The sequence below is a fragment of the Actinoplanes sp. NPDC000266 genome, from assembly GCF_042899005.1.
GTDB lineage: Bacteria > Actinomycetota > Actinomycetes > Mycobacteriales > Micromonosporaceae > Actinoplanes.
Window position 1 is genome coordinate 147,799 of sequence record NZ_JBIAZI010000014.1, and the last position, 25,656, is coordinate 173,454.

The 25,656-nt window shown below is 71.4% G+C and carries 29 protein-coding genes; 21 read left to right on the forward strand and 8 right to left on the reverse strand.

Annotated features, from left to right (window positions below; genetic code table 11):
- The first annotated feature begins 40 nt into the window (after positions 1-40).
- The 5 genes from dop (at position 41) to prcA (ending at position 4,308) form a co-directional block, all read left to right on the forward strand.
- Entirely contained in the window at positions 41-1,558 is a 1,518-nt protein-coding gene (gene dop, locus ACFY36_RS43215; protein WP_499751737.1) for a depupylase/deamidase Dop, read from the forward strand.
- Between the two features lie 99 nt (positions 1,559-1,657).
- Positions 1,658-1,873 carry a ubiquitin-like protein Pup gene (locus ACFY36_RS43220; RefSeq protein ID WP_097321086.1) on the forward strand — a complete coding sequence of 72 codons (216 nt, stop codon included), beginning with the start codon at positions 1,658-1,660 and terminating at the stop codon, positions 1,871-1,873.
- Between the two features lie 22 nt (positions 1,874-1,895).
- Complete coding sequence (locus tag ACFY36_RS43225) at positions 1,896-2,582, forward strand: endonuclease VII domain-containing protein (RefSeq protein ID WP_499751738.1); 687 nt, start codon at positions 1,896-1,898, stop codon at positions 2,580-2,582.
- Positions 2,501-3,340: a proteasome subunit beta gene (prcB, locus tag ACFY36_RS43230; protein ID WP_499751739.1), complete on the forward strand. Its 840-nt coding sequence runs from the start codon at positions 2,501-2,503 to the stop codon at positions 3,338-3,340. The genes ACFY36_RS43225 and prcB overlap by 82 nt, the downstream gene beginning before the upstream one ends.
- Before the next feature lie 50 nt (positions 3,341-3,390).
- The gene (gene prcA / locus ACFY36_RS43235) at positions 3,391-4,308 is read left to right on the forward strand and encodes a proteasome subunit alpha (RefSeq protein ID WP_499751740.1); all 918 of its coding nucleotides are present in this window, start codon (positions 3,391-3,393) and stop codon (positions 4,306-4,308) included.
- Positions 4,309-4,359: 51 nt separating this feature from the next.
- Here the strand turns inward: prcA and ACFY36_RS43240 are convergent, their stop codons facing one another.
- Both ACFY36_RS43240 and ACFY36_RS43245 read right to left on the reverse strand, forming a co-directional pair.
- On the reverse strand, positions 4,360-5,292 hold the full coding sequence (locus tag ACFY36_RS43240) for a dTDP-glucose 4,6-dehydratase (RefSeq protein WP_499751741.1): 933 nt from the start codon (positions 5,290-5,292) through the stop codon (positions 4,360-4,362).
- On the reverse strand, positions 5,289-6,188 hold the full coding sequence (locus ACFY36_RS43245; protein ID WP_499751742.1) for an alpha/beta fold hydrolase: 900 nt from the start codon (positions 6,186-6,188) through the stop codon (positions 5,289-5,291). The genes ACFY36_RS43240 and ACFY36_RS43245 overlap by 4 nt, the downstream gene beginning before the upstream one ends.
- Before the next feature lie 56 nt (positions 6,189-6,244).
- Between ACFY36_RS43245 and ACFY36_RS43250 the strand changes: the two genes are divergently transcribed.
- From ACFY36_RS43250 to ACFY36_RS43270, 5 genes are all read left to right on the forward strand, one after another.
- Positions 6,245-6,904 (forward strand): TetR/AcrR family transcriptional regulator, encoded by a 660-nt coding sequence (locus tag ACFY36_RS43250; protein WP_499751743.1) that lies wholly within the window; start codon positions 6,245-6,247, stop codon positions 6,902-6,904.
- A 39-nt stretch (positions 6,905-6,943) separates the two neighbouring features.
- On the forward strand, positions 6,944-8,302 hold the full coding sequence (gene pafA, locus ACFY36_RS43255) for a Pup--protein ligase (protein ID WP_499751744.1): 1,359 nt from the start codon (positions 6,944-6,946) through the stop codon (positions 8,300-8,302).
- 22 nt (positions 8,303-8,324) lie between these two features.
- A complete protein-coding gene (locus ACFY36_RS43260) occupies positions 8,325-8,516 on the forward strand; it encodes a hypothetical protein (RefSeq protein WP_499751745.1) in 192 nt (63 codons plus the stop codon).
- 215 nt (positions 8,517-8,731) lie between these two features.
- Positions 8,732-9,244 carry a flavoprotein gene (locus tag ACFY36_RS43265; protein ID WP_499751746.1) on the forward strand — a complete coding sequence of 171 codons (513 nt, stop codon included), beginning with the start codon at positions 8,732-8,734 and terminating at the stop codon, positions 9,242-9,244.
- Between the two features lie 14 nt (positions 9,245-9,258).
- Positions 9,259-10,104, forward strand: coding sequence for an AraC family transcriptional regulator (locus ACFY36_RS43270; protein WP_499751747.1), 846 nt, complete (start codon positions 9,259-9,261; stop codon positions 10,102-10,104).
- 130 nt (positions 10,105-10,234) lie between these two features.
- Here ACFY36_RS43270 and ACFY36_RS43275 read toward each other — a convergent pair whose 3' ends face one another.
- Positions 10,235-10,627, reverse strand: a complete 393-nt coding sequence (locus ACFY36_RS43275) for a DUF4362 domain-containing protein (RefSeq protein ID WP_499751748.1) — start codon at positions 10,625-10,627, stop codon at positions 10,235-10,237.
- Positions 10,628-10,711: 84 nt separating this feature from the next.
- Between ACFY36_RS43275 and ACFY36_RS43280 the strand changes: the two genes are divergently transcribed.
- Positions 10,712-11,359 (forward strand): O-methyltransferase, encoded by a 648-nt coding sequence (locus tag ACFY36_RS43280; RefSeq protein ID WP_499751749.1) that lies wholly within the window; start codon positions 10,712-10,714, stop codon positions 11,357-11,359.
- On the opposite strand, the gene ACFY36_RS43285 is transcribed toward ACFY36_RS43280, so the two are convergent.
- Positions 11,334-12,422: a DUF3866 family protein gene (locus tag ACFY36_RS43285; protein WP_499751750.1), complete on the reverse strand. Its 1,089-nt coding sequence runs from the start codon at positions 12,420-12,422 to the stop codon at positions 11,334-11,336. The genes ACFY36_RS43280 and ACFY36_RS43285 overlap by 26 nt on opposite strands.
- A gap of 11 nt (positions 12,423-12,433) precedes the next feature.
- On the reverse strand, positions 12,434-13,408 hold the full coding sequence (locus ACFY36_RS43290) for a cation diffusion facilitator family transporter (RefSeq protein ID WP_499751861.1): 975 nt from the start codon (positions 13,406-13,408) through the stop codon (positions 12,434-12,436).
- Between the two features lie 161 nt (positions 13,409-13,569).
- Between ACFY36_RS43290 and ACFY36_RS43295 the strand changes: the two genes are divergently transcribed.
- From ACFY36_RS43295 to ACFY36_RS43325, 7 genes are all read left to right on the forward strand, one after another.
- Complete coding sequence (locus ACFY36_RS43295; protein WP_499751751.1) at positions 13,570-14,538, forward strand: helix-turn-helix transcriptional regulator; 969 nt, start codon at positions 13,570-13,572, stop codon at positions 14,536-14,538.
- A complete protein-coding gene (locus ACFY36_RS43300; RefSeq protein WP_499751752.1) occupies positions 14,535-15,494 on the forward strand; it encodes a helix-turn-helix transcriptional regulator in 960 nt (319 codons plus the stop codon). Before ACFY36_RS43295 ends, ACFY36_RS43300 begins: the two co-directional genes overlap by 4 nt.
- Before the next feature lie 15 nt (positions 15,495-15,509).
- The gene (locus ACFY36_RS43305) at positions 15,510-15,707 is read left to right on the forward strand and encodes a hypothetical protein (protein ID WP_499751862.1); all 198 of its coding nucleotides are present in this window, start codon (positions 15,510-15,512) and stop codon (positions 15,705-15,707) included.
- Positions 15,708-15,869: 162 nt separating this feature from the next.
- The gene (tatA, locus tag ACFY36_RS43310) at positions 15,870-16,211 is read left to right on the forward strand and encodes a Sec-independent protein translocase subunit TatA (protein ID WP_499751753.1); all 342 of its coding nucleotides are present in this window, start codon (positions 15,870-15,872) and stop codon (positions 16,209-16,211) included.
- A gap of 9 nt (positions 16,212-16,220) precedes the next feature.
- Positions 16,221-17,186, forward strand: coding sequence for a twin-arginine translocase subunit TatC (gene tatC / locus ACFY36_RS43315; RefSeq protein WP_499751754.1), 966 nt, complete (start codon positions 16,221-16,223; stop codon positions 17,184-17,186).
- 18 nt (positions 17,187-17,204) lie between these two features.
- The gene (locus tag ACFY36_RS43320) at positions 17,205-18,113 is read left to right on the forward strand and encodes a diacylglycerol/lipid kinase family protein (protein WP_499751755.1); all 909 of its coding nucleotides are present in this window, start codon (positions 17,205-17,207) and stop codon (positions 18,111-18,113) included.
- A gap of 41 nt (positions 18,114-18,154) precedes the next feature.
- Positions 18,155-18,427 carry a hypothetical protein gene (locus tag ACFY36_RS43325; RefSeq protein ID WP_499751756.1) on the forward strand — a complete coding sequence of 91 codons (273 nt, stop codon included), beginning with the start codon at positions 18,155-18,157 and terminating at the stop codon, positions 18,425-18,427.
- Between the two features lie 6 nt (positions 18,428-18,433).
- On the opposite strand, the gene ACFY36_RS43330 is transcribed toward ACFY36_RS43325, so the two are convergent.
- Positions 18,434-19,174: an HAD family hydrolase gene (locus tag ACFY36_RS43330; protein ID WP_499751757.1), complete on the reverse strand. Its 741-nt coding sequence runs from the start codon at positions 19,172-19,174 to the stop codon at positions 18,434-18,436.
- Positions 19,175-19,238: 64 nt separating this feature from the next.
- On the opposite strand from ACFY36_RS43330, the gene ACFY36_RS43335 reads away from it, so the two are divergent.
- From ACFY36_RS43335 to ACFY36_RS43345, 3 genes are all read left to right on the forward strand, one after another.
- Entirely contained in the window at positions 19,239-21,998 is a 2,760-nt protein-coding gene (locus tag ACFY36_RS43335; protein ID WP_499751758.1) for a DEAD/DEAH box helicase, read from the forward strand.
- A 48-nt stretch (positions 21,999-22,046) separates the two neighbouring features.
- The gene (locus tag ACFY36_RS43340) at positions 22,047-22,835 is read left to right on the forward strand and encodes an SAM-dependent methyltransferase (protein WP_499751759.1); all 789 of its coding nucleotides are present in this window, start codon (positions 22,047-22,049) and stop codon (positions 22,833-22,835) included.
- A gap of 154 nt (positions 22,836-22,989) precedes the next feature.
- Positions 22,990-23,388: a hypothetical protein gene (locus ACFY36_RS43345; RefSeq protein ID WP_499751760.1), complete on the forward strand. Its 399-nt coding sequence runs from the start codon at positions 22,990-22,992 to the stop codon at positions 23,386-23,388.
- Positions 23,389-23,564: 176 nt separating this feature from the next.
- Here the strand turns inward: ACFY36_RS43345 and ACFY36_RS43350 are convergent, their stop codons facing one another.
- Positions 23,565-24,491, reverse strand: a complete 927-nt coding sequence (locus ACFY36_RS43350; RefSeq protein ID WP_499751761.1) for an SLAC1 family transporter — start codon at positions 24,489-24,491, stop codon at positions 23,565-23,567.
- Between the two features lie 82 nt (positions 24,492-24,573).
- Positions 24,574-25,647 (reverse strand): MFS transporter, encoded by a 1,074-nt coding sequence (locus ACFY36_RS43355; protein WP_499751762.1) that lies wholly within the window; start codon positions 25,645-25,647, stop codon positions 24,574-24,576.
- Between the last annotated feature and the right edge of the window lie 9 nt (positions 25,648-25,656).

Sequence of the window (25,656 nt, forward strand, 5' to 3'; positions counted from 1 at the left end):
ACATGAGCAGCAGGGGCAGCACGGCGGGCGGGGTGGTCGCATGAGCGTTCGACGGATTATGGGCACCGAGGTCGAGTACGGCATCTCCGTCCCGGGGCAGCCCGGCGCCAACCCCATGGTCACCTCATCACAGGTGGTCAATGCCTACGGCGCACGACCCGAGTTGAACCGCGGCGGCCGGGCCCGGTGGGACTACGAGGAAGAGTCGCCGTTGCGCGACGCACGCGGATTCACCTACTCCGGAGCCGCCTACGACCCCGCGGACGCCCTCGCCGACGAAGACCTCGGCCTGGCCAACGTGATACTGACCAACGGCGCCCGGCTCTACGTCGACCACGCGCACCCCGAGTACAGCACGCCCGAGTGCACCACCCCGCTCGACGTCGTCAAGTGGGACAAGGCCGGCGAGCGCGTCATGGCCGAGGCGTCACGGCGGGCGGCCACCATCCCCGGCACCCACCGTATCCAGCTCTACAAGAACAACACCGACAACAAAGGCGCCTCGTACGGCTCGCACGAGAACTACCTCATGCGCCGGCAGACGCCGTTCGCCGACATCGTCGCCCACCTGACGCCGTTCTTCGTCACCCGGCAGATCTTCACCGGCGTCGGCCGCGTCGGGCTCGGCCAGGACGGCTCCGGCTCCGGCTTCCAGATCTCCTCACGCGCCGACTTCTTCGAGGTCGAGGTCGGACTCGAGACCACCCTGAAGCGGCCGATCATCAACACCCGCGACGAACCGCACGCCGACGCCGACAAATACCGGCGCCTGCACGTCATCATCGGCGACGCCAACCTGTCCGAGATCGCCACCTACCTCAAGGTCGGCACCACGTCGCTGGTCCTCAACATGATCGAGGAAAAGGTCTTCAGCGGCGACCTCGGCATCGCCGACCCGGTCAGCGAGCTCAAGTCGGTCAGCCACGACCCGTCGCTCAAACACCTCATGCGGCTGCGCGACGGCCGCCGCCTCACGGCGCTCGACCTGCAGTGGGCGTACTACGAGCGGGCCCGCGCGTTCGTCGAGGAGCGCGAGGGCGACGACGCCGACGAGCAGACCCTCGACGTGCTCGACCGCTGGGAGGACATCCTCGACAAGCTCGGCCGCGACCCGTTCGAGTGCGCCGACACCCTCGACTGGGTGGCCAAGCTGCGGCTGCTCGAGGGCTACCGCGAGCGCGAGGAGCTGAACTGGTCGTCGCCGAAACTCCAGCTGGTCGACCTCCAGTACTCCGACGTGCGCCCCGAGAAGGGCCTCTACCACCGCCTGGTCGCGCGCGGCTCGATGAAGACGCTGCTCGACCCGGCCGACGTGCAGCTGGCCATGTCCGAGCCGCCGGAGGACACACGGGCGTACTTCCGCGGCCGCTGCCTGGCCCAGTACGCGTCCGAAGTGGTCGCGGCGAGCTGGGACTCGGTCATCTTCGACGTCGGGCGCGAGTCGCTGGTGCGCGTGCCGATGATGGAGCCCGAGCGCGGGACGAAGAAGCACGTGGGCGCGCTGTTCGACAAGTGCGAGAGCGCGAAGGACCTCCTGGAAGTCATCACCAGCCGCTGAGAAACACCAGCGGCCGCGGGCGGTTTTTTGTCACAACGGCGAGGTAGGTTTTAGCCACCCGATGTCGCGGGCTTCGGGTGGCTAGAAAGGTGGTACCCCATGGCAACTCGAGACACCGGCGGTCAGTCGCAGTCCGGCAAGGGCCGGCAGGACTCAGAGGTTGAGGACGTCACCACTGAGGCCAACCCGGAGGTAGCCGAGCGGCACGCCGAAATCACCGAAGACGTAGACGACCTCCTCGACGAAATCGACTCCGTTTTGGAGGAGAACGCAGAAGAGTTCGTCCGTGGCTACGTGCAAAAAGGGGGCGAATAGGGCATAGGCGGGCAAAACGGACATGCCTCTCCCGAATGATGACGAGGACGGGCGGCGACGCTGTCGCGATTGCGGCGAGTGGAAGCCGCTCGATCTCTTTTGCGCGAGCAGCAAGCGGCCGTCCGGCCGCGGCAGTTATTGCAAGGATTGCTTCAACGTGCGGTCCAAGGCGAGCTATGCCAAGCGGCTTCGCGAACAGGCGGGTCGGGACGTCCAGGCTCGGCGTGTGGTGCCCGAAGGGCACCGCTATTGCCCGGACTGCGGGGAGACGAAGCCACTGCTGGAGTTTCCCCGCAGCCGTAACGACAGCGGAGGGCATGGCCGCTACTGCAAGCCGTGCCACAACGCTCGTGGTCGAGAGTCGAAAGAGCGGCTCTACGGCGGGACGCGCGAGTATCACCTGCGGCATCGATATGGCATCACCGAAGCGGACGCCCGAGAGCTTCTGGCGGAGCAGGGTGGGGTGTGTGCGATCTGTGGCGCTCCTGACCCTCAACACGTCGATCACGATCATCGCACTGGGTGGGTGCGCGGGATATTGTGCTTCAACTGCAACGGCGGGCTCGGGCAGTTCCGGGACAACCCTGTGTTCCTCGCCGAGGCGATCACGTATCTGAAAGGAACCACGTGGCAATGGACTTTGATCCATCCGGGCGTCTACCAGCGTTCTTCCAAAACTCGGGGACGTCGTCCTTCACGCAGTTCCTGACCCAGGCGGCGCCCGAGATGTTGCCGGGGCGCCGGCCCCTGCCGCCGGGAATGGCCGCTGACATCGCGCCGCACGGGACGACGATCGTGGCCATCGCCACCGCCGAGGGCGTGGTCATGGGCGGCGACCGGCGGGCGACCATGGGCAATCTCATCGCGAGCCGCGACATCGAGAAGGTGCACCCCGCCGACTCGTACTCGCTGATCGGCATCGCCGGCACGGCCGGCATCGGCATCGAGCTGATGCGGCTGTTCCAGGTGGAGCTGGAGCACTACGAGAAGATCGAGGGCACCATGCTCTCGCTCGACGGCAAGGCGAACCGGCTCGCCGGCATGGTGCGCGGCAACCTCGGCGCGGCCATGCAGGGCCTCGCGGTGGTGCCGTTGTTCGCGGGCTTCGATCTGACGCCGTCCGACCCGGCCCGGGTGGGGCGCATCTTCAGTTTCGACGTGGCCGGCGGGCTCTACGAGGAGACCGGCTACGACTCGATCGGTTCCGGGTCGCTGTTCGCGAAGTCGGCGCTGAAGAAGAAGTACCGGCCCGGCATCAGCACCGACGACGCGGTGCGGCTGGCCGTCGAGGCGCTGTACGACGCGGCCGACGACGACACGGCGACGGGCGGGCCCGACCTGACCCGCAAGATCTTCCCGGTGGTGATGAGCGCGACGGCCAACGGCACCCACCGTCTGTCCGAGCAGGAGATCACCGCGGTGGCCGAGCAGGTGGTCTCCGGCCGCATGGAGAACCCGGGCGGCTAGACGCCCGCCGACAAGAGCCCGCAGTCGACTTCATGAGGGAGTAGCCACCCGTGGCCATGCAGTTCTACGCATCACCCGAGCAGGTCCAGCGTGACCGCTCGGAGTACGCCCGTAAGGGCATCGCCCGCGGCCGCTCCGCCGTGGTGCTGACGTACGAGGGCGGCATCCTGCTGGTCGCCGAGAACATCACCACGCTCCGCAAGATCTCCGAGATCTACGACAAGATCGGCTTCGCCGCGGTCGGCCGGTACAACGAGTTCGAGAACCTGCGCCGGGCCGGCGTGCGGATGGCCGACCTCAACGGCTACAGCTACGACCGGCGCGACGTGACCGGGCGCGGCCTCGCGAACGCGTACACGCAGACGCTGGGCGCCATCTTCACCGAGACCCAGAAGCCGTACGAGGTGGAGATCTGCGTCGCGCAGGTCGGCTCCTCGCCCGAGACCGACGAGCTCTACCGGATCACCTACGACGGTTCGGTGATGGACGAGCCCGGCTTCATGGCGATGGGCGGGCAGGCCGAGGCGATCTCGAACGTGCTGCGTGAGCGGCACGACACCGCGGCCGACCTGCCGGCCGCGCTGGCTCTGGCGGCCGAGGCGCTGGGCAGTGTGGGCGGCGAGAACGGCGCCACCCGTCAGCTGACCGTGAAGCAGCTCGAGGTGGCGGTGCTCGACCGGCGCCGTAAGGGCCGCGCTTTCCGCCGGATCGCCGGTGCGGCGCTGACCACGCTGCTCGAGGGCGGCCAGGACGTGCCGGAGAAGGAGCTGGGCGACGTCGACGCCGCCCCGCCGAGCCCGGCCACCGACAAGCCGACCGTCTCCGCGGCCTCCGAGGAGGACGCGGCCGACAAGGCGGGCGCGGCGAACACGGCGGACGCCAAGGGCAAGGCGGGCGCCAAGGGCAAGGCGGCCGAGCCGAAGGACCCGGCCGAGCCGGCCGACGGCGTCAACGGCGACGGATCCTGACTTGCACCGGGGCGCGGCGGTAACAGCCGCGCCCCGAGCTTTGACGCGCCGTCAGCCGAGCTGGGGGCGCCACCAGTCCGGATGGTCGCGGTACCAGCGCACCGTCCGGGCCAGGCCCGACGTGAACTCGACCCGCGGCTGCCAGCCCAGCTCGGTGCGGATCTTCTCGTCGTCCAGGGCGTAGCGCCGGTCGTCGCCGGGCCCCGGCGGCACGACGGTCACCTGCCCGGCTTCCGCGCCGACCTCGGCCAGCACCAGTTCGAGCAGGTCACGCTCGTTCAGCTCGACCGAACCGCCGACGTGGTACGTCTCGCCGGCCGTGCCCGACGTCGTCGCCACGGCCATCGCCTGGCAGAGGTCGTCGACGTGCAGCCAGTCCCGCACCCGCTCCGGGCACATCGGCACCGTGCGCCCCTCCAGCAGCCCCGTGACGGCCCGGGGGAGTGTCGCGGAGGGTGATTGGTGGCTTCCGTACGTGGTGGCGGCCCGGACGATGACAACCGGCAGCCCGTGCGTGCGGTGGAAGGCCGCCGCCAGCAGGTCGGCGCCGGCCACGCAGGCGGCGGCCGGCGTCGTCGGTGACAGCGGGAAATCCTCGCCGACCGGGTCCTCGGGGATCGACCCGTACACGGAATCCGACGACATGTGAACAAATCGGGCGACGCCCTGACGGTGGGCGGCCTCCAGCAGCGCCGCCGTGGCCAGCACGTGGTCCGGGCCGGGGGAGAAGGCGCAGTTCACGACCGTGTCGCAGCCGCGCAGGGCCATCTCGGCGATCGCCGCGTCGGCCGCGTCGCCCGGGTGGAAGTCGAGCCGCTTCGCGTGGGCGACGTCGTTGAGGTTGGCGAACGCCGTCCCGGCGTACAGAAGCTTGTCGAGAACCGTGACCGGCGCACCCTGAAGGCCCACCAGCCGGTCGTCGAGGACGGCCCGCACGAAGTGCGAGCCGACGAACCCGGCGCCACCGGTGACCAGAACGTTCATCCCGCCCGTGAGTCTATGGCGAGCGCGCGGATCTCGCGGATCACCGTCGGCCAGACCTCCCGTGGCAGGTCGTGACCCGCGCCCGGCAGTTCGACGTAGCGGGCGCCCGGCACCGACGCCGCGATGCGCCGGCCGGCGGAGGGGCGGCCGAGCGGATCGCGCTCGCCGTGCATCACGAGAGTGGGCACGCGCAGCTCACGCAGGCGCGGGCCGTGCCAGGAGGCGCTGGTCTGCCGGGCCTGGGCGCGGCTGTCCCGGACCCCGCTGGGCAGCCCGGCGTCCAGTTCGCGCTCCACGCGCCGCCGGGCGTCCTCCTCGTCGAACGGGTAGATCGGCGAGGCGACCGCCCGCAGCAGGTCCATCCCGGCCGCCACGTCACCGTCGCGGCCGGCGGGATGGCGCATGCGGGCCATGCGCACCAGGAACGGCAGGCGCACGTAGCGCAGCACCCCGAGGCCCCGGGCGTCGCTGGGCACGGCGGCGTAGGTGGTCATCGTGAGCACCCGCTCCGGGTGGCGCAGCGCGGTCCGCTGGGCGACCAGGCCGCCCTGCGAGACGCCGAACAGGTGGGCCCGCGGCCAGCCGAGCGCGTCGAGCACGGCGACGGTGTCGTCGGCCATGTCCTCGGCCGTGTAGGCGAGCGGCCGCCGGCGCAGCAGCCCGGACAGCGGATCGGTGGCCGGGGCGCCGTCGAAGCGGGTGGAGCCGCCGGAGTCGCGGCCGTCGAACGACGCCACGTGGAAGCCGGCGTCGATCAGCCCGGCGACGAACCCGTCGGGCCAGTAGAAGCGGGAGACCCCCAGCCCCATGATCAGCAGCAGCGGGTCGCCGCCGGCGCCGCCGAGGTCGTCGACGGCGAGCCGCACGTCGCCGTTGTGCGCGGTGTCCGAGGTCATCGCGGCCTCCCTCATTCGAGAACAGTGTTCGCGAACGATGTTAGCTAAGCTGGGGCGTGACCGAAAGTGGAGTTCCGGTGTGGCTCCGGGAGCGGCGTACGGGCGTCGGGCGGCCCGCCGAACGTTCCCGGGCCGAGGTGACCGCGGCCGCGATCGCCCTGGCCGACCGGGAGGGCCTGGCCGCGGTCTCGATGCGTCGGGTCGCGGCCGAGCTGGGCACCGGGGCGGCGTCGCTCTACCGCTACGTCGACAGCCGGGACGACCTGCTCGACCTGATGACCGACGAGGTCGCGGCCGGATACGAGCTGCCCGAGCCGGGCGGCCCCTGGCTGCCGGGCCTGCTCGAGGTGGCCCGGCAGGCGCGCGAGCTGATGCTGCGGCACCGCTGGCTGCCCGAGCTCGTGCTCACCCGGGCGCCGCTCGGCCCGCACGGCGCCGGCCTGCTGGAGCACGTCCTGGCGGTGCTGGACGGGCACCCGGCCGAGGTGGGGCGCAAGCTGGAGGCGTACGCCGTGCTGACCACCCTCACCGCCGCCTTCGTCCTGAACGAGGCCGGCCCGGACGCGCGCCGTAGGCAGGGCGCCTATCTGGCCCACGTCGTCGCCGAGGGACGGCACCCTCACCTGACGGCGGCGCTGGCCGGTGGCCGGCCGGCGCCGGAGCCACGCCTCGAGGACACGGTGTCCCGGGTTCTCGTTGGCCTGCTAGGGGTTTGATGGCTGCCATCGGGTGGCCGATGAGGCTAATGTTTCGTCATGGAACGGCGAATTTTCGGCCTCGAGACCGAGTACGGAGTCACGTGCACCTACCGGGGGCAGCGGCGGCTGTCTCCGGACGAAGTGGCTCGCTACCTGTTCCGCCGAGTGGTGTCCTGGGGACGCAGCAGCAACGTCTTTCTCCGTAACGGCGCCCGCCTCTACCTGGATGTCGGTTCCCACCCCGAGTACGCGACGCCCGAGTGCGACTCCGTCACCGACCTGGTCGCCCACGACCGGGCCGGCGAGCGGATCCTCGAGGGCCTTCTCGTCGACGCCGAGAAACGGCTGCACGACGAGGGGATCGCGGGCGAGATCTACCTGTTCAAGAACAACACCGACTCCGCCGGCAACTCGTACGGCTGCCACGAGAACTACCTCGTGTCACGGCACGGCGAGTTCGGCCGGCTCGCCGACGTCCTCATCCCGTTCCTCGTCACCCGCCAGCTGATCTGCGGCGCCGGCAAGGTGCTGCAGACCCCGCGCGGGGCCGTGTTCTGCCTGTCGCAGCGCGCCGAGCACATCTGGGAGGGCGTCTCCAGCGCCACCACCCGGTCCCGGCCGATCATCAACACCCGCGACGAGCCGCACGCCGACGCCGAGCGCTACCGGCGCCTGCACGTGATCGTCGGCGACTCGAACATGAACGAGGTCACCACCCTGCTCAAGGTGGGCAGCGCCGACATCGTGCTCCGCATGATCGAGGCCGGCGTGGTCATGCGCGACCTGTCCCTGGAAAACCCGATCCGGGCCATCCGCGAGGTCAGCCACGACGTCACCGGCCGCCGCAAGATCCGCCTGGCCAACAACAAGGAGGTCAGCGCCCTCGAGATCCAGCGCGAATACCTGGCCAAGGCGACCGAGTTCGTCGAGCGCCGCGGCGGCGACCAGACCGCCAAGCGGGTCGTCGAGCTGTGGGGCCGGGTGCTCGACGCCATCGAGACCGAGAACCTCGACCCGGTCGCCCGCGAGATCGACTGGGTCTCCAAATACAAGCTGATCGAGCGCTACCAGGCCAAACACGAGATCCCGATGTCGCACCCGCGCATCGCCCAGCTCGACCTGGCCTACCACGACGTGCGCCGGGGCCGCGGCCTCTACGCGCTGATGGAGAAGCGCAAGCAGGTCGACCGCATCTCCAACGACCTGGAGATCTTCGAGGCCAAGGAGACCCCGCCGCAGACCACCCGGGCCCGCCTGCGCGGCGAGTTCATCCGCCACGCCCAGGAGAAGCGCCGCGACTTCACCGTCGACTGGGTGCACCTCAAGCTCAACGACCAGGCCCAGCGGACAGTCCTGTGCAAGGACCCGTTCCGGGCCTACGACGAGCGCGTGGAGCGCCTGATCGCCAGCATGTAGTGGGGTTTAGGCTGGTCGGGACATGTCACTTCCCGACCAGCCCGAGCGCTCCGACGCTGACGTGCGAGTGGGTCGCGTCCAGCGCAAGGGCGACCGCATCCGCGCCGAGATCCAGCGCAATCGAGCCGGCGGTCATCGCATTCCGACATGGGCGATGGCGGTCGTCCTCGGGCTGATCCTGGCCGGCTGGCTCTATCTGATCATCACTTCATAAGGTCAAGATCGGGATGTCGTAGCGGGGTGGGGCATATAGACCGTCGCTCACGCCGAGGGCCGCGGCGCGGCGAGCAGGGCGCTGGCGCGCCCGGAACGCTCACCACGCCACGGCGACCTGAGTGAGTGGTGGCGCTCGAAAACCCGGCACTGGTTGATCGCCGCCTGGCACTCACGGTGTGCGGGGGAGCCGGCCACCGGGGTGACCGTTGGGTCATGACAAAGCTGCTCGTGGGGGCCTCGGGCTCCATCGCCGTCACCGGGCTCCCGGCCTATCTGAACGCCCTGCGCGCCGACCTCGGCGCCTCGATCACGGTCGTCATGACACACTCGGCGCGGCTGTTCCTGCCCGCGCCGACGGTGGCGCTGCACGCTGATCGGGTGGTGACCGGGGACGACCCCGCCAAGTGGCCGACCGACAACCAGGCGGCGCTGGCCGCGTCGCACGACGCCGTCCTGGTCCTGCCCGCCACGGCCAACATGCTGTCGGTGGCGGCGTCCGGCGCCGCCCCGAATCTGCTCGGCGGCGTGATCCTGGCCGCGACCGTGCCGGTCGTCTTCTTCCCGATGATGGGCCCGACAATGATCACCAAACCGGCCGTGGGCCGCACCATCGAGCGCCTGCGCCAGGACGGCTACCGCGTCGTCGGCCCGGTCACCGGCCCGGCCGGCCCGGCCCTGCCGTCGCCCGCAGAGGTTGTCGCCGCAACCAAGGAGGCCCTCGGCTGATCCATGATCGGGGTATGAAGTTCAGCGACTACCGGGCGGCGATCACCCGCGCGTTCGTCCCCCTGACCGCCGAACCCCTGGGCCCGCCTCCGTTCGAGGCCCGGCTGCGCCCGTCCGGTGCCGGCGACCTGCGCGTCACCACGGTCGCCGCGTCCCCGCACCGGGTGCGCCGCACGGACGACACCGCCGGCGCCTACGCGCTCGCCACCATCCAGGTCAGCGGCCGCAGCGAGTTCTCACAGGACGGCCGCACGGCCCGCCTGGCGCCGGGTGATCTGGTCTTCTGCGACAGCACCCGCCCCTTCGGTTTCACCTTCGCCGACCCGTTCGAGCAGGTGGTCGTGCAGGTGCCGCGCGGCCTGGTCCCCGAACGCTCGCTGCGCCGGGCCGCAGCCGTCCCCCTGACCGGCACAGGCCCGGCCGGCGCGGTAGCCGCGTTCTTCCGCGCGCTGCCACCGGACATCCCCGCCACCTTCGTCCCCCACGCGATCGGCCTGCTGGGCGAGGCCCTGTCGCTGGCCGCCGGCACACCCCCACCACCCGGCGACCTGGCCCGCGAGCAGGTCCTGAACCACCTGCGCCGCTCTTTCCGCGACCCCCACCTGAACGCCGACACCGTCGCCGTCGCCTGCCACCTGTCCCGCCGGGCGTTGTTCCGCCTCTTCGCCGACGAGCCCCGCTCCCTGGCCGGCGAACTACGCCACCTGCGCACCACCGAGGCCCAGCGCCTCCTCCGCCTGCACCCCAACCGCCCGATCGCCGACTTGGCCCCCGCCTGCGGCTTCACGAGCGAGACCCAGCTCCGCCGAGCATTCCGGGAGGCCACCGGCACCACCCCTGGCGCCTTCCGAGTCGGCTGACCCCGGACTGCCGGCCAGCCCGCGCCCGCTCTGCCCGCGCCCGCTCTGCCCGCGCCCGCTCTGCCCGCGCCCGCTCTGCCCGCGCCCGCTCTGCCCGCGCCCGCTCCCGCCCATGGGCCCCCGCTCCGTCTCAGGAGCCGCACGCAGTGAAGTGGAGGCCGTTCTCGTCGATGATCGGGCCGGTGCAGATCTCGCGGGTTACCTCCTTCGCGCCGAATTCGTCCTGGCGCGTGTCCTCCACCACCTCGATGCCGCCGTCGGGGCGGGTCGCGTAGACGGTGATGATCGGGTCGCCCTCGACCGTCGGGGCGGTCACCTCGAGCTGGGCCACCCGGCCTTCTTTCGACGCCGTGAGCAGGCACAACCCCGCGTCCTCAGGCACGCGCTCACCCTGATCGAGGGTGAACGTGCCGCAATCGGTCACCGATCCCGACGGCGCCAGCCTCAGCACGTCGGGCGGCGCCGCCTCGGACTCCGAGCACCCGGACAGGGCGGCCGCCATCATCATCACGGGAACCAGCACGCGTCTCATGTGGAGTGGGACGCGCCGGCGCCGCGTTCGGCTCCCGTGCTTGCGGGCCGGGCGCGAAAGGCCGACGGTGGGTGCATGGCGGAAATCATCAGCGACGCGATCAGCGACTACCTTCTGGCCCACTGCACGCCCCCGGACGATGTCCTGCGGGATCTGGCCGCCGAGACCCGGCGGCTCTTCCCGGAGGCGGCCGGCATGCAGATCTCGCACGACGAGGGTGAGCTGCTCACGATGCTCGTCCGGCTGACCGGCGCCCGGAACGCCGTCGAGGTGGGCGTCTTCACCGGTTATTCAGGGCTCTGCATCGCCCGCGGGCTGCCCAAGGACGGGCGGCTGATCTGCTGCGACGTCTCCGAGGAGTACACGGCGGTGGCCCGGCGCTACTGGGCCCGCGCCGCCGTCGACGACCGGATCGAGCTGCGGCTCGGGCCCGCGGCCGGCACTCTGCGCGCGCTTCCGGCCGAGCCGGGCGTCGACTTCGCCTTCGTCGACGCCGACAAGACCGGCTATCCGCTGTACTACGACGAGCTCGTCCCTCGCCTTCGGCCCGGCGGGCTGCTGGTGCTGGACAACACGCTGCGCGACGGCCGGGTGCTGCGGCCCTCCGACGAGTCCGACGTCGTGGTGGCCGGGCTCAACGATCGCATCGCCGGCGACGAGCGGGTCGAGTCGGTGCTGCTGCCGGTCCGCGACGGGGTCACTCTGGTGCGGAAGCTGGGCTGAGCAGGCTCGCCGCGTGCCGGCCGGCGGCCGCGGCGGTCAGGAAGTACGTGTGGTCCTCGTCGAGTTTGCGGCCCATCGTGGACAGGGGGACGGGCGAGGCGCGCAACGCCTCGTCCAGCCCGCCGGCCGGCACGGTCACGATGCGGTGTCTCGCCGCCAGCGGCTCCAAGGCGGCGAGGATCGAAGGGTCAAGACCGTCGGGGACCGGCAGGTCGGCCGGGAGCAGGGCCACTTTGCCGTACGCCGTGAGGCTGTGATGGGAGACGCCGCGGTGCCGGTCGCGGGCGTCGCCGGTGGAGATCCGCAGCGAGCCGACGGGCCGGCCGCCGAGGGTGCCGATCGCGTTCACGGCCTCGCCCAGGGCCACCCCGGAGAAGCCCCACGCGGTGCCCGTCCCCAGGTTGCCGGGGCCCTGGGACACGATCGTCACGTCGGCGCCGAGCACGTGCCGGGCCGCCAGCAGGCCCGTGTGCACCGTGCTCGCCTCGAGGTCGCCGCCGAACGCCTGACCAGTGGTGACGGTGCCGCTCATATGCCCGGCCAGGCCGTCGAGCGTACGGGAGAACCAAGCTGGTAAAGCCCCTCCGTCGGTCATCACGTAGGCGACGCGGGCGTCCGGTCGTGACGACAGCACCCCGGCCAGGACGGCGGGCAGGGCCGAGTGGAGGTCGGCCGTGACCACCGGCATGCCGTCGAGGGAGGTCGCCGCCTCCATGACCGCGCGGTGCGGGGAGGCCTCCTCGTCGACGCCGAGCCCGATGATCTGCAGCGGCGTGTAGCGGGCCTTGACCAGATGCCCGGAGTCGCGGGTGGTGCCGTCGTCCACCGGATCGGCCGGCAGCCGGTCGGGCAGGGCCACCACCAGGGCGTAGCCGCCGGTGCCGAGACCCATCACCAGGGCGCCGACGTTGAGCAGCACCCGGTCGCCCTCCACCGGCGAGCCGACCAGTGGGGGATAGGCCAGGGCGCGGACGGGCCCGTCACCGGTCGAGACGTCCAGCTCGACGGCGCCTCGCCACTGTCGCCGTACCCTCTGAACCGTCCCCGACCGCCACCGCACCATGGCGTCAGACCCTATCCGTCGACGCCGCCGTCGATGTGGTTGCGTCCGGCCGCGCCGCGGGTCGGGTCGAGGAAGACGTACCGGATGCCGGGGAAGCGGGCCCGCAGGCGGCGTTCGGCGTCGTCCGAGGCGGCCTCGATGTCGGCCCCGGTGCACTCGTCGACGAAGTCGACCTTGGCCGCGACCAGGATGTCGCCCGGGCCGAGCTGCATGGTCAGCAGGGTCGGGACGGCCACCACGATCGGGATCGCGTTGAGGTCCTGGGCGATCAGGTTGTGCACCTGGCGCGGCACAGCCCGGCCGACCAGCAGCGACGCGTTGCTCTTGGCCAGGATCGTGGCCACCAGGAACAGCAGCACGCCGATGGCCACCGACGCCGCGCCGTCCCACATCTCGTCGCCGGTCAGCTGCGACAGGGCCAGGCCGGCGCCGGCCAGGATCAGGCCGATCAGGGCGGCCGAGTCCTCGAAGTAGACGGCCTTGACGGTGGTGTCGGGGGTGAGCCGCAGGAACCGCCACGGGGTGATGCCCCAGCGCATCGACTCGCCCGCCACCTGCCGGCGCGCCCGCAGGAACGAGAGGCCTTCGGCCACGAAAGAAACGGCCAGCACGATGTACGACCACAGGTAGTTCCCGCTGTGCTCGCCGTCGATGATCGTCATGACGCCGTGGTAGATGGAGAAGCCGGCGCCGCCCACGAAGGTGAAGATCGCGGCGATGAACGCCCAGACGTAACCCTCCTTGCCGTACCCGAACGGGTGTTCCTCGTCGGCCGGCTGGGCGCCGCGGCGCAGCGCCACGAACAGGAAGACCTCGGTGATCGTGTCGGCCAGCGAGTGCGCGGCCTCCGAGATCATGGCGGCCGAGCCGGAGATCAGGCCGGCCACCAGCTTCGCGGCGGCGATGCCCAGGTTGGCGGCGCCGGCCACGACGACCGTGCCGACGCTCTCATTCTCCGGTTCTTCGGACTGTTGGGGCGAATCGATCGGATTGAGCGGTTCGGCGGCGGCCAGGCCGACCGGGAACTGCTCGTCTGGGGTCTGTGCGGGACTCACCCGGCCCATCCTTTCCTGGCGGCGGCCGCCGGAAACCGCCGGGGAGTAGCGCGTACGTCACCCCGGCGTCCTTGCTGCTAGCGTTGCCAATCGTGTCGCGCACCCGCACCGAGCGCCTGGTGAACCTGGTGATCTGCCTTCTGTCCACGCGACGGTTCCTCACCGCCGCGCAGATCGCCCTGACCGTGCCCGGTTACGAGCACGACCCGGAGGACCCGCGCGACCACGAGGCCTTCCAGCGCAAGTTCGAGCGTGACAAGGCCGAGCTGCGCGAGCTCGGCGTTCCGCTCGAGACCGGCACGGCCAGCGTCTTCGACCAGGAGCCGGGCTATCGCATCGCCCACCGGGAGTACGCCCTTCCGGACATCCTGCTGGAGCCCGACGAGGCGGCCGCGGTCGGCATCGCCGCGCGGCTCTGGCAGCACGCCGGTCTCGCCGCCGCCGCGTCGTCCGGGCTGGCCAAGCTGCGCGCGGCCGGCGTCGAGGTCGACCCGCAGGCCACCCTGGGCGTCGAGCCGGTCGTCACGGTCGACCCGGCGTTCGGGCCCCTCGCGGCCGCCGCCCGTGATCGCCGGGCGGTGACTTTCTCGTACCGCGTGCCCGAGGTCGACGACCCGGCCACCCGCCGCCTGGAGCCGTGGGGCGTGGTCTGCTGGCGGGGCCGGTGGTACGTGGTGGGCCACGACCGCGACCGCGGCGCCACCCGCTGCTTCCGGCTCTCGCGGATCGTCGGCGCGGTCAAGGCGGTCGGCCGCACCGACGCGTTCACCCCGCCCGAGAACCCCGACCTGATCAGCCACGTCGCCAAGTGGTCGGGCCCGGTGGCCCACAACGGCCGGGCCACGGTCATCGTCAAGCCGGGACGCGGCGCCATGCTGCGCCGCTGGGCCACCGACACGGTTCCCGGGCCCGAGGGCGACCGGCTGACCCTCTCGTACGGCGATGCCGACTACCTGGCCTCGAAGATCGTGGGCTACGGGCCGGACGTGCGTGTCGAGGGCCCGCCGGAAGTGCGCGACGCCGTCATCCAGCGTCTCAAGGAAGTGGTGGCCCGCTCATGACCGGACCCCGCCCCACCGGCGACCGCCTCGGCCGGCTGCTCAACCTCGTCCCGTACCTCCTGGCCCGCCCCGGCATCCTCGTCTCGGAGGCCGCCTCCGACTTCGGGGTCACCGAGAAGACGCTGCGCGAGGACCTGGAGCTGCTCTGGGTGTGCGGGCTGCCCGGCTACGGCCCGGGCGACCTGATCGACATGGCGCTCGACGACACCACCGTGACGATCAGCCACGACGCCGGCATCGACCGGCCGCTGCGCCTGACCCAGGACGAGGCCCTGGCCCTGGTGGTGGCGCTGCGGATGCTGGCCGAGACGCCCGGCACCGGCAACCGCGACGTCATCGAGCGCGCCCTGGCCAAGATCGAGACGGCGGCCGGCGACCAGGCCGACGCGCCGGTCGAGGTGCGCCTGCCCGGCAACGAGAAGCGCCTCGACGAGTTCCGGGCGGTCGTCGAGGGCGGGCACGCGCTGCGGATGACGTACTACACGGCGGCCCGCGACGAGACGACCGAGCGGGTCGTCGACCCGATGCGCATGGTCATGGTCGACGGCCGGGCCTACCTGGAGGCGTGGTGCCGCCGCGCCGAGGGCACGCGCCTGTTCCGGGTGGACCGCATCGACGCGTACGAGGAACTCGGCGAACCGTCCCTGCCTCCGGAGGAGGCCGTGCCGCACGACGTGAGCGAGGGCGTCTTCCGGCCGGGACCGGAGCTGCAGCTGGTGACGCTGCGGGTGGGCCGGGGGAGCCGGTGGATCACCGAGTACTACCCGGTGGAGGAGGTGACGCGCAGCGGCGACGAGTGGGTCGTGACCATGCGGGTCACCGACCTCGGCTGGGCCCAGCGGCTGCTGCTCGGCCTCGGGCCCGACGTGACCGTGCTCGGGCCGCCGGAGCTGCTCACCCGGATTCACGACCAGGCGACGGCCGCGCTGGATCAGTACAGCACGCCCGGCCGGTAGGGTGGCCCGGTGCTGATGTGGATCTGGATCGCCGTCGTGGTCCTCGCGCTGGTCATTCTCGGCGTCGCCGGCGGGCGGCTGCTCGGACCGCTGGGCGGGCTGCGCCGCGCGGTCGTGAAGTTGCAGCGCCGCCAGGCCGAGGTGCTCGAGTTGCAGAAGCAGGCGGAAGCGCTGCAACAGCGGGTCGAGTCCCTGCCCCAGATCCGCAAGTAGTCTTTACAGATTCTTGACGCGCCGGTAGCGTCCGCGTTCCTTCCCCGTTGTCCAAGACTTCGGGAGATAGTGCCAAAACCAGTGGGTCCACGGGGTCAACTCCCCAGAATTGACACGTACGATGGACCCCGCACAACTGATCCGACCGACTGGAGTAAACCCATGGGCGCCCTCAAGCCATGGCACATCATCGTCTTCGTGGTGGTCCTCGTGCTGCTCTTCGGCGCGAAGCGTCTTCCCGACGCGGCTCGTTCCCTGGGCCGGTCGCTGCGGATCATCAAGGCCGAGACCAAGGGCCTGGTCGACGACAACAACGATGTCGCCGAGAAGGCCGAGCCGCAGTACAGCCGCCAGCCCATCCAGGGCGAGGTCCAGCAGCCGTACCAGCAGCAGCAGTACCAGCAGCAGCCGCCGCCCTCCGCGGCGTACCAGCAGCCCGCGCAGCCGCAGCAGCCGCCGGCGCAGCCCTATGTCGACCCGGTGCAGCGCACCAACGACCGCTGACCCTCGGCCATGCAGCTGACCCTTCGCCGCAACAAAGGGCCCAGCAAGTTCCAGCAGGCGTCCGACGGCTCGATGACCCTGATGGACCACATCAGGGAGCTTCGTAACCGGCTCTTCGTCGCCTCGCTCGGCCTCGTGGTGGGCCTGATCGTCGGGTTCATCCTCTCCAAGTGGGTCTTCCACCTGCTCGAGGAGCCGTACTGCCGGCTGCCGAGCTCACAGGCGGTCCGCGCCGACGGCACCCAGTACTGCGACTGGGTCGTCCTCGGCGTCGGCGACACCCTGCTCCTGCGCCTCAAGATCGCGCTGTGGGTCGGCCTCATCGTCGGCGCCCCGGTGTGGCTCTACCAGCTCTGGGCGTTCATCGCGCCCGGCCTGCACCGCCACGAGCGCAAGTGGGCGTACGTCTTCGTGGCGATCTCCGTGCCGCTGTTCGTGGCCGGCGCCGTGCTGGCCTACCTGGTGGTCGGCCACAGCCTCGCCTTCATCATGGAGGCCGGCGTCCTCGGGGAGAGCACAAAACTCGAGGTCTCGTCGTACATCGGCTTCGTGACCAACATGTTGCTGATCTTCGGCGCGGCCTTCGAGTTCCCGCTGATCCTGCTGATGCTCAACTTCACCGGCGTGGTGAGCGCCCGCAAGCTGGCCGGCTGGTGGCGGATCGTGGTCTTCCTGTCGTTCGCCTTCGCGGCGATCGCCACCCCCGACCCGGGCCCGTTCGGCATGACGCTGCTGGCCGCCTGCATGATCCTGCTGTACTGGATCGCGGTCGGTGTCGCCTTCCTGAACGACAAGCGCAAGGGCCGGGGCAAGGAGCTGTACGCGGAGCTCGACGACGACGAGATCTCCCCGCTGGCCGACGACCGTGTGCCGGTCGGCGCGTCCGACCCGATCGAGGCGCCGACACCCATCGAGGGGCCGAGCCCCGTGGCGAAACCCCGGCCGCTGGACGGGCGCTTCGACGACATCTCGTAGGGTCTACGCTCCTCGGCTGTGACGAGCAATGAGATCGCGGTGCTGGCCAACCCCTCCGCGGGGCGAGGCCGGCACCGCGATCTGCTTCCCAGGATCGTGAAGACCCTCTCCAGGGCCGGGGCCGTACGGATCCTGGAAGCTCACAGCGGCCCCGGCGCCGAACAGGCGTGCCGGGCGGCCGTCGCCTCCGGGCCCGCGGCCCTGATCGCCGTGGGCGGCGACGGGACCGTGCACCGCGCGCTGCAGGCGGTGGCCACCTCTTCGGTGCCGTTCGGCGTGATCCCGGCCGGCACAGGAAACGACTTCGCCGCCGGCGTCGGCGTCCCCACTGACGTCTTCGAGGCCGCCTCGGCCATCGCCGACGCAATCCTCGCAAAACGCACCACACCCGTAGATCTGGCCCGAATGACCCCTCTCGCCGAGGCGTCGCCGGACCAGGAGCGGTGGTTCGGGGCGGTGCTGGCCGGTGGCTTCGACGCCCTGGTGAACGAGCGGGCCAACCGGATGCGCTGGCCGCGTGGGCCGCGCCGCTACGACCTGGCCATCCTGCTGGAGCTGGCCCGGCTGCGGCCCCGCGTGTACGAGCTGGAGATCGACGGGGCCGACCACGGTTTCACCGGCATGCTGGTCGCGGTCGGCAACTGCGCGAGCTACGGCGGCGGCATGCGCATCCTGCCCGGCGCCGACCCGTACGACGGCCTGCTCGACGTCGTGGTGGCCGTGCCGTTCGGCCGGCTGGCCCTGGCCCGCCTCAAACCGCGCCTCAATCGCGGCACACATGTCCATGATCGGCGTGTCCGGACATTCCGCGCATCTCGCATCCGGCTGCGCTCGGCGGACATCATCGGCTACGCCGACGGGGAGCGGGTCGGCCCGCTGGAGCTCGACATTACGTGTGTGCCGGGTGCAGTCCGGTTGCTCCGGTAGCCACACGGTCAGAAACCCCGGCCGCGGCCGAACGTGAAGGCATGCAGATGACCTCGCTCAGCTCGCTCGCGTCCGCCGCCTTCGCCAGCGCCCGCAGCACCCTGAAGGACATGGCCGAGGCCGCTGCCGCCCAGTCGCAGGCCGCCACCGCCGACCGCGCGAAGCCGGCCGGGGCCGCCTCCGCCGAGAAGGCGATCGGCGAGAAGCCGGCGCTCGGCGCGATCGAGCAGGCCGTGGCCGACCGTCAGGCCGCCGGCGCCGAGCCCAAGCCCCTCAAGGTCCGCCAGGGCCTGTCCCTGGACTCCTACGCCTGACGGCCCCTACGCCGCGCACCCGGCCAGGGCCAGCGTCGCACCGAGGCCGTTGGGCCTTCCCGGCTCGGCCGCCGGCAGCACCAGGGCCGCACACCCCGCCTTGACCGCCCCCGCGTCGGCCGGTGTGTCGCCGACCATCAATGTCCGTTCCGGATCAGCCCCCACCATCCCGCACGCCCGGAGGAAGATGGCCGGGTCGGGCTTCGTCCGTCCCACTTCGTAGCTCAACGCGAACGCGTCGACCAGCGACGACATCCCCCACGCGTCGAAATGGGGCCGGATGTCGAAGCCGATGTTGCTGACCACCGCCACCTTCACACCCGCATCGTGCAGGGTTCGTAGCGTGGAGGCCGTGTCCGCGTACGGAAGCCAGCCGTCCGGGCCCAGAAGCCGGTCGTAGAGGGCGTCCGCCAGCCCCTCCACATCCGTGGAGACCGTCGCGGCCAGCCCGGTGTACGCCGCCCGATGGCTGTGGGCGTACAGATCCCGGTCCGACCAGTGCTCGGCCAGATGAGGCGGCACCCGGGCCGGAAGCGGCCCGCCGGCGCGCCCGGCCGTCACCAGACGGTCCGCCAGGACCGTCGCCTTGCCCCGCTCGAGGGTGTGACCGCAGGCCAGGGCCGCCGCCAGAACCCATGTCACAGGGTCTTCCACCTGCGCCAACGTGCCGTGGAAGTCGAACAGCACGGCGTCGACCTGACGGTGCGGCCGATGGGGAGGGTGATCGGTCGATTCAACATCCGGCACGGGAGCACCATACCCATCGCGCCCATGCTGCAAGTTGTCACACCCACGAACTAGCCTTGTGGTCATGACGAGTCCCGCCGAACGGTATGCGGAATCGAAGCGGCGGGCGGCCCAGGCGGCCGAGTTTCCGGCGCTCGACGATTTCATGCTCGACGTCGGCTTCGACCTCGACGACTTCCAGCGCGCCGCGTGCGAGTCGCTCGAACGGGGCAGCGGCGTGCTGGTGTGTGCTCCCACCGGCGCCGGCAAGACCGTGGTGGGTGAGTTCGCCGTCCACCTCGCCCTGCGGGCCGGCGAGCGCAAATGCTTCTACACCACGCCGATCAAGGCGCTGTCCAACCAGAAGTACCACGACCTGGTCGAGCGCTACGGTCCCGACAAGGTGGGCCTGCTGACCGGCGACAACGTCATCAACGGGGACGCCCCGGTGGTCGTGATGACCACCGAGGTGCTGCGCAACATGCTCTATTCGGGCTCGGCCGCGCTGAAGAACCTGGCCTATGTGGTGATGGACGAGGTCCACTACCTGGCCGACCGGTTCCGGGGCGCGGTGTGGGAAGAGGTGATCATCCACCTGCCGTCGTCGGTCACCCTGGTCTCGTTGTCGGCGACGGTCAGCAACTACGAGGAGTTCGCCGACTGGCTGGTCACCGTCCGCGGGCAGACCGAGGTCGTGGTCAGCGAGCACCGGCCGGTTCCGCTCTGGCAGCACATGCTGGTCGGGCGCCGCATGTTCGACCTGTTCCACGACGCCGACGCCGCCAAGAAACACGACGTGCATCCCGAGCTGCTGCGCTACACCCGGGAGATGCAGCGCCGCCTCGAATTGACCGATCGGTCGTACGGGCCCAGGGGCGGCCGGTCGAAACGGTGGCAACCGCCGCCGCGGGCCGAGGTGGTCGACCGGCTGGAACGGGCCGGCCTGCTCCCGGCGATCCTGTTCATCTTCAGCCGGGCCGGCTGCGACGCCGCCGTGCAACAGTGCCTGAGCGCCGGCCTGCGGCTGACCGACGCCGACGAACGGGCCGAGATCCGGCGCATCGCCGAGGCGAAAGTGGCCAGCATCCCGCGTGAGGATCTGTCCGTGCTGGGCTACTGGGAGTGGCTCGACGGGCTCGAGCGGGGCCTGGCCGCCCACCACGCCGGCATGCTGCCCGCCTTCAAGGAGGCGGTCGAGGAGTGCTTCGTGCAGGGCCTGGTCAAGGCCGTTTTCGCCACCGAGACGCTGGCGCTGGGCATCAACATGCCGGCCCGGTGCGTGGTGCTGGAGCGGCTGGTCAAGTTCAACGGCGAGGCCCACGTCGACCTGACCCCGGGGGAGTACACCCAGCTGACCGGCCGGGCCGGCCGGCGCGGCATCGACGTCGAGGGTCACGCGGTCGTGCTGTGGAGCCCCGAGGTCGACCCGCGGCACGTGGCCGGGCTCGCGTCCACGCGGACCTATCCTCTGCGGTCGTCGTTCCGTCCGTCGTACAACATGGCCGTCAATCTTGTCGGCACCGTCGGGGCCGACAAATCGCGGGAGCTGCTCGAGTCGTCGTTCGCGCAGTTCCAGGCCGACCGGTCGGTGGTCGGGCTCGCGCGGCAGGTGCAGCGCAACGTCGACACCATGCAGGCGTACGGCAACGACGCCGCCTGCCACCACGGCGACTTCGACGAATACTTCGCGATCCGCGTGGCCATCGCCGACCGGGAACGGGCGATGGCCCGTGAGGGGGCCTCGCAGCGGCGGGCGGCCGCGACGTCCTCGCTGGAGAAGCTGCGGGTCGGCGACGTGATCCGGGTGCCGCAGGGGCGCCGCGCCGGCCTGGCCGTCGTGCTCGAGGCGCCGACCGGCGGGTTCGGCGAGCCGCGCCCGCTGGTCCTGACGCAGGACCGCTGGGCCGGCAGGGTCAGCCCGGCCGATTTCGGCGGGCCGGCCGAGGTGCTCGACCGGCTCCGCGTGCCGAAACACTTCAACCACCGCTCGCCCGGCGCCCGCCGCGACCTGGCCGCGCAGATCGCCGCGACCGGCCTCGACCGGCACGGCGGCGGCCGTCGCCGCAACAAGGGTGCCCAGCCGGGTGAGGACGCCGAGATCGCGCTGCTCAAGGTGCGGCTGCGGCAGCACCCGTGCCACGCCTGCCCCGAGCGGGAGGACCACGCCCGGTGGGCCGAGCGGCGGCACCGGCTCGAGCGTGACACCGAGGCGCTGCGCGACAAGGTCGCCGGGCGCACGGGGTCGCTGGCCCGCACCTTCGACCAGGTCTGCGCGGTGCTGACCGAGCGCGGTTATCTGTCCGATGGCGAGAGTGGCGGCGAGGTGACCGAGGCCGGGCGCATGCTGGGCCGCATCTGGTCCGAGGCCGACCTGCTGGTCGCCGAGTGCCTGCGCCAGGGCGTCTGGGACGGGCTGGCCCCCGACGAGCTGGCGGCCGCGGTGTCCATGGTGCTCTACGAGTCGCGCCGTGAGGGCGACGACCGCGCGTCGGTGCCGAAGGGCCCGATCACCTCGGCCGTCGACGCGTGCGCGAAGCTGTGGGGCGAGATCGCCGCCGACGAGTCGGCGCACGGGCTCAGCCTCACGCGGGAGCCCGACCCGGGCTTCGTGTGGCCGATGTTCCGGTGGGCGCGCGGCGAGCCGCTGGCCCGGGTGCTGGCCAGCGGGCACAACTTCGACGCCGACATGCCGGCCGGTGACTTCGTGCGCTGGGCCCGGCAGGTGCTCGACCTGCTCGGCCAGGTCCGCGAGGCGTCGGCCGCGTCGGCCGAGGTGCGCGACACGGCCCGCGAGGCGATCAAGTTGGTCAACCGGGGGGTTCTGGCCTATCAGGCCGGACTGTGATCATCGTAGGATGTCCGCACTGTCGATGTATGAACATGGGGAGCCGCATTGGACAGGGTGGACACCACGGTCGCTCATCCGGCCCGGCGCTACAACTACTGGCTGGGCGGCAAGGACCACTTCGCGGCCGACCGTGCCTCCGGTGACGCGATCGAGGCGGCCATGCCGTCGATCCGTACGATGGCCTTGGAAAATCGCCGTTTCCTCGGCCGTGCGGCCCGGCTGATCGCCTCGCGCGGGGTGCGGCAGTTCCTCGACATCGGCACGGGCATCCCCGCGCCCGGCAACACCCACGAGGTGGTCCAGGCCGTCGACCCGGCGGGCAGGATCGTGTATGTGGACAACGACCCGATCGTGCTGAGCCACGCCCGGGCCCTGCTCACGAGCGCCCCGGCCGGCACGGTGGCCTATCTCGACGCCGACCTGCGCGACCCACGGTCCATCCTGGACCACGCCGACCTCAAGGCGACCCTCGACCTGACCCAGCCGGTCGGCCTGCTGCTGATCGCGGTCCTGCACTTCATCCGCGACGACGAGGACGTGACAGGCATAGTCCGTACGCTGCTCGAGGCCCTCCCACCCGGCAGCTACGTGGCGGCCACTCACGCCACGTGGGAATACCTGCCGCCCGAGGCGATCGCCAAGCTGACCGCCGCCAACCCGGACGGCCGCTTCAACGCCCGCGACGGCTCAGCGTTCGCCGGCCTCTTCAACGGCCTCGACTTCGTCGACCCGGGCGTGGCCTCGGTAGCCCACTGGCACGCCTCCGACGAGCCCCAGCCCCGCCCGGCCGCGGAAGACGTAGCCTGCAACGGTTTCGTGGCCCGCCTGCCCTAGCCGGTGGTGATGTCCGTCCGGCCGGACATCACAGCACCCAGGCTCAGGTGATGATCAAGGCCAGACCCGTAGTGGCGACGGCCGTGGTGGTGGTGATGCCCTCGGCACCGTTCGAGGCGGCTGAGCCGCATGCGGCGCTCTGCCCGAGGACGGTGTGATCGTCACGTGCACGATCGTCGCCGAGCTGGAGGGCGGTGAGCCCGAGCCGGCCCCGATCCTGACCGGCGGGCCGTTTCTCAACTCACCGCGTGTCCCGCGGGCCACCCGGCTCGCCACCGGCGGCGTGCCGGGGTGTGTGCGCGGGCCTGCGCGGCCGGTCGTCGGCACCACCACGCCGGCCCTGTCGGCGGTGTTCGTGGCCCCGGCGCCGTTCGAGGTCATCTTCGAACAGCAGGCGTTCGGCGAGACCGGCTCGGTCGTGAGCGCGACGACCGGAGTGCCCGGCGAACCGGTCGTCCTGGAGTCGCCCGAACGGGGCTTCGCTCCGGGGGAGTCCTGGTGCTGGACGCGCTCGCCCCGATCGACGTGGTCGGCGCGGACACGGCGATCGTGACCAGCGGCTGATCTCCGATACCGTCACCCTGACCGGCGACCAGCGGGCCACGGCCGCCGGCGTGGCGCACGTCTACGACCAGCTGTGCGTGGAGGAACCGGACGTGTACGAGAGCGACGGCGCCGCGTACTGGAAGACCGTGGACCGCATCTCGGCGCGGCTGGGCGGCCCGATCGTCAGGCCGGGACCGGGGTGCGGTGGTGGGACTGCTTACGCAGGGCCAGGAGTGACGACTTCACGGCGATCAGGCCGATCAAGGCCGTCACCACGGTCAGGACCAGCCAGGAGAGCGGGCGCCAGGCCGTCGCGTGTTCGCCGGACAGCCAATGGATGGTGTAGGTGCCGCTGGCGGCGATGGTGAAGGTCAGGGCCCAGAAGCCGTGGGCGAACGGCTGGCGCACGTAGTTCGGGGTCAGGAACAGCTGCACCAGCAGCAGCGGGACCATCGTGCCCAGCAGCAGCAGGTCGATGGTGTCCAGGGTGCCGCCGTTGATGGCGTACCAGGCGTTGCCGGCCACGGCCGGTGGGGCCGAGAAGATGGCCATGGTGGGCAGCAGCGGGCCGGGCAGGGCCGGGCGCAGGGCCAGGCGGCCCAGGAGGAGCGCGCCGATCAGGAACCAGAACAGGATGCCGACGCCGAAGGCGCCGACCGCGATCGCGTGCCAGCCGGCCAGGGCGGCCGACTGGGCGCCGACGAGTGAGGCGGCGACTGTCGGCAGCAGATAGCCGGCGTGCAGGGTGTCGATGTCGAGGCCGCCGTTGAGCAGGTGGGCCACGAACCAGCCGGCGAAGACGGTGGCCGCCACCAGCATGACGGCTACGACGATCCGGCCGCCGGTGAGCCAGGTGCCGGCGAGGCGGCCGCCAATCAGCAGGCCGGTGGTCGGCACCAGCGCCGCGAACGGGCCCAGGACCGGGTGCCGCAGGTCGGCCGGTGTGGCCGTGGTGACGTAGCGGGCCAGCAGCGTCAGCCAGACGACCAGGACCGCCCACCAGAGCGCGTCGCCCACGAGACCGGGCACGAGGCCGGCTGCCGCCGAGGCCGTCCAGGTGCCGGCCAGCCCGGCGAGCCCGAAGGCGATACCGAAGAGGTTGAGCGGCATCGTGGTCCTTCCATCGGTGGTTTCTGCCGGGACCAATGCTCGCCGTTCGGCCGGCGTCGTGAATCAGTCAGATGACTGGCCGTCAGCCGACGACGGCGACCGTGAGGCCGCACACGATGGTCCCCACGTAGCCGGCCTGGGCCAGCAACGAGTGAACGGTGGCCCGCACGGCGCTCGCGGTCTCCCCGTTGACCCACAGCGTCGCGAAGCTCCGGGTCAGCGGGAACGCCCCCGCGGCCAGCACCACCGCGACGCTGCCGCTCACCGCTCCGGGCGCGAGCGCGAGCCCGGCGACCCCGGTCACGGCCACCGCGCAGGACGCCACATAGCCCCGGCGTACCGTTCGCGGGCGGCCCGCCCGGGACTGGACGAGTCGCAGGGCGGCCGCCCCCACCAGGCACATCACCACGCCGAGGCCGGTGAACCACACCACCGGGTCGGCCGCCGGCGCGAGCCCGGTCAGCCGCAGCGGATAGAGGCGCCCGAACGCGTCGGCCATCCCGTTCATCAGCATCGAGGTCACGAAGACGCCCAGGAGTACGCGGCTGCCGCGCACCCCCTGCCGCAGGATCGCCCACGCCGCCCGCCACCGCCGCGCCGGCGCGGGAACGAAACGGCGCTCCCGGAAGCGCGCGCCGACGTACACCCCAAGAAGCGTCATCGACGCGCCCGCGATGACCATCGCCGGGCTTCGCCCGATCAGCCAGGCCAGCCCGCCGACGCCGGCCAGCCCGGCGACCGTGCCGGTGAGCTGCGCGCGCTCGGCCCGGATCAGCACCGGCGGCACCTCGGCCGGGTCGCCGAGCTCGTCGCTGATCCACGCCACGTCGGCCCCGCCGGCGAACGTCCACGAGAGCCCCCACAGGGCCTGGGTCGCCAGGAGCGCCGGAAAGCTGTCGACCAGTCCCGTCGTCAGCATGGCGGTGCCCATCAGCACGTGCGAGACCACCAGCGACCACCGGCGGCTCAGGGTGTCGGCGACGACGCCGGCGGGCACCTCGAAGATGAGCGCCACCACGGCCTGGGCGACCCCGATCAGGACGAGCCGGGCCGGGCCGAGGTGCGCGTCGGCGACCAGGTAGACGCTGGTGACCAGCCACCATCCACGGTGCAGCACCGCGCGGCACCACACCCACCGGACGTACATCGATCCCATCGGTAGAGT

What these genes read in the sequence shown, in the direction of transcription:
- dop (WP_499751737.1), top strand. Translation starts at nt 41, where the DNA reads ATGAGCGTTCGACGGATTATGGGCACCGAGGTCGAGTACGGCATCTCC.
- ACFY36_RS43220 (WP_097321086.1), top strand. Translation starts at nt 1,658, where the DNA reads ATGGCAACTCGAGACACCGGCGGTCAGTCGCAGTCCGGCAAGGGCCGG.
- ACFY36_RS43225 (WP_499751738.1), top strand. Translation starts at nt 1,896, where the DNA reads ATGCCTCTCCCGAATGATGACGAGGACGGGCGGCGACGCTGTCGCGAT.
- ACFY36_RS43240 (WP_499751741.1), bottom strand. Translation starts at nt 5,292, where the DNA reads ATGAACGTTCTGGTCACCGGTGGCGCCGGGTTCGTCGGCTCGCACTTC.
- ACFY36_RS43245 (WP_499751742.1), bottom strand. Translation starts at nt 6,188, where the DNA reads ATGACCTCGGACACCGCGCACAACGGCGACGTGCGGCTCGCCGTCGAC.
- pafA (WP_499751744.1), top strand. Translation starts at nt 6,944, where the DNA reads ATGGAACGGCGAATTTTCGGCCTCGAGACCGAGTACGGAGTCACGTGC.
- ACFY36_RS43260 (WP_499751745.1), top strand. Translation starts at nt 8,325, where the DNA reads ATGTCACTTCCCGACCAGCCCGAGCGCTCCGACGCTGACGTGCGAGTG.
- ACFY36_RS43265 (WP_499751746.1), top strand. Translation starts at nt 8,732, where the DNA reads ATGACAAAGCTGCTCGTGGGGGCCTCGGGCTCCATCGCCGTCACCGGG.
- ACFY36_RS43270 (WP_499751747.1), top strand. Translation starts at nt 9,259, where the DNA reads ATGAAGTTCAGCGACTACCGGGCGGCGATCACCCGCGCGTTCGTCCCC.
- ACFY36_RS43280 (WP_499751749.1), top strand. Translation starts at nt 10,712, where the DNA reads ATGGCGGAAATCATCAGCGACGCGATCAGCGACTACCTTCTGGCCCAC.
- ACFY36_RS43285 (WP_499751750.1), bottom strand. Translation starts at nt 12,422, where the DNA reads ATGGTGCGGTGGCGGTCGGGGACGGTTCAGAGGGTACGGCGACAGTGG.
- ACFY36_RS43300 (WP_499751752.1), top strand. Translation starts at nt 14,535, where the DNA reads ATGACCGGACCCCGCCCCACCGGCGACCGCCTCGGCCGGCTGCTCAAC.
- ACFY36_RS43305 (WP_499751862.1), top strand. Translation starts at nt 15,510, where the DNA reads ATGTGGATCTGGATCGCCGTCGTGGTCCTCGCGCTGGTCATTCTCGGC.
- tatA (WP_499751753.1), top strand. Translation starts at nt 15,870, where the DNA reads ATGGGCGCCCTCAAGCCATGGCACATCATCGTCTTCGTGGTGGTCCTC.
- tatC (WP_499751754.1), top strand. Translation starts at nt 16,221, where the DNA reads ATGCAGCTGACCCTTCGCCGCAACAAAGGGCCCAGCAAGTTCCAGCAG.
- ACFY36_RS43325 (WP_499751756.1), top strand. Translation starts at nt 18,155, where the DNA reads ATGCAGATGACCTCGCTCAGCTCGCTCGCGTCCGCCGCCTTCGCCAGC.
- ACFY36_RS43335 (WP_499751758.1), top strand. Translation starts at nt 19,239, where the DNA reads ATGACGAGTCCCGCCGAACGGTATGCGGAATCGAAGCGGCGGGCGGCC.
- ACFY36_RS43350 (WP_499751761.1), bottom strand. Translation starts at nt 24,491, where the DNA reads ATGCCGCTCAACCTCTTCGGTATCGCCTTCGGGCTCGCCGGGCTGGCC.
- ACFY36_RS43355 (WP_499751762.1), bottom strand. Translation starts at nt 25,647, where the DNA reads ATGGGATCGATGTACGTCCGGTGGGTGTGGTGCCGCGCGGTGCTGCAC.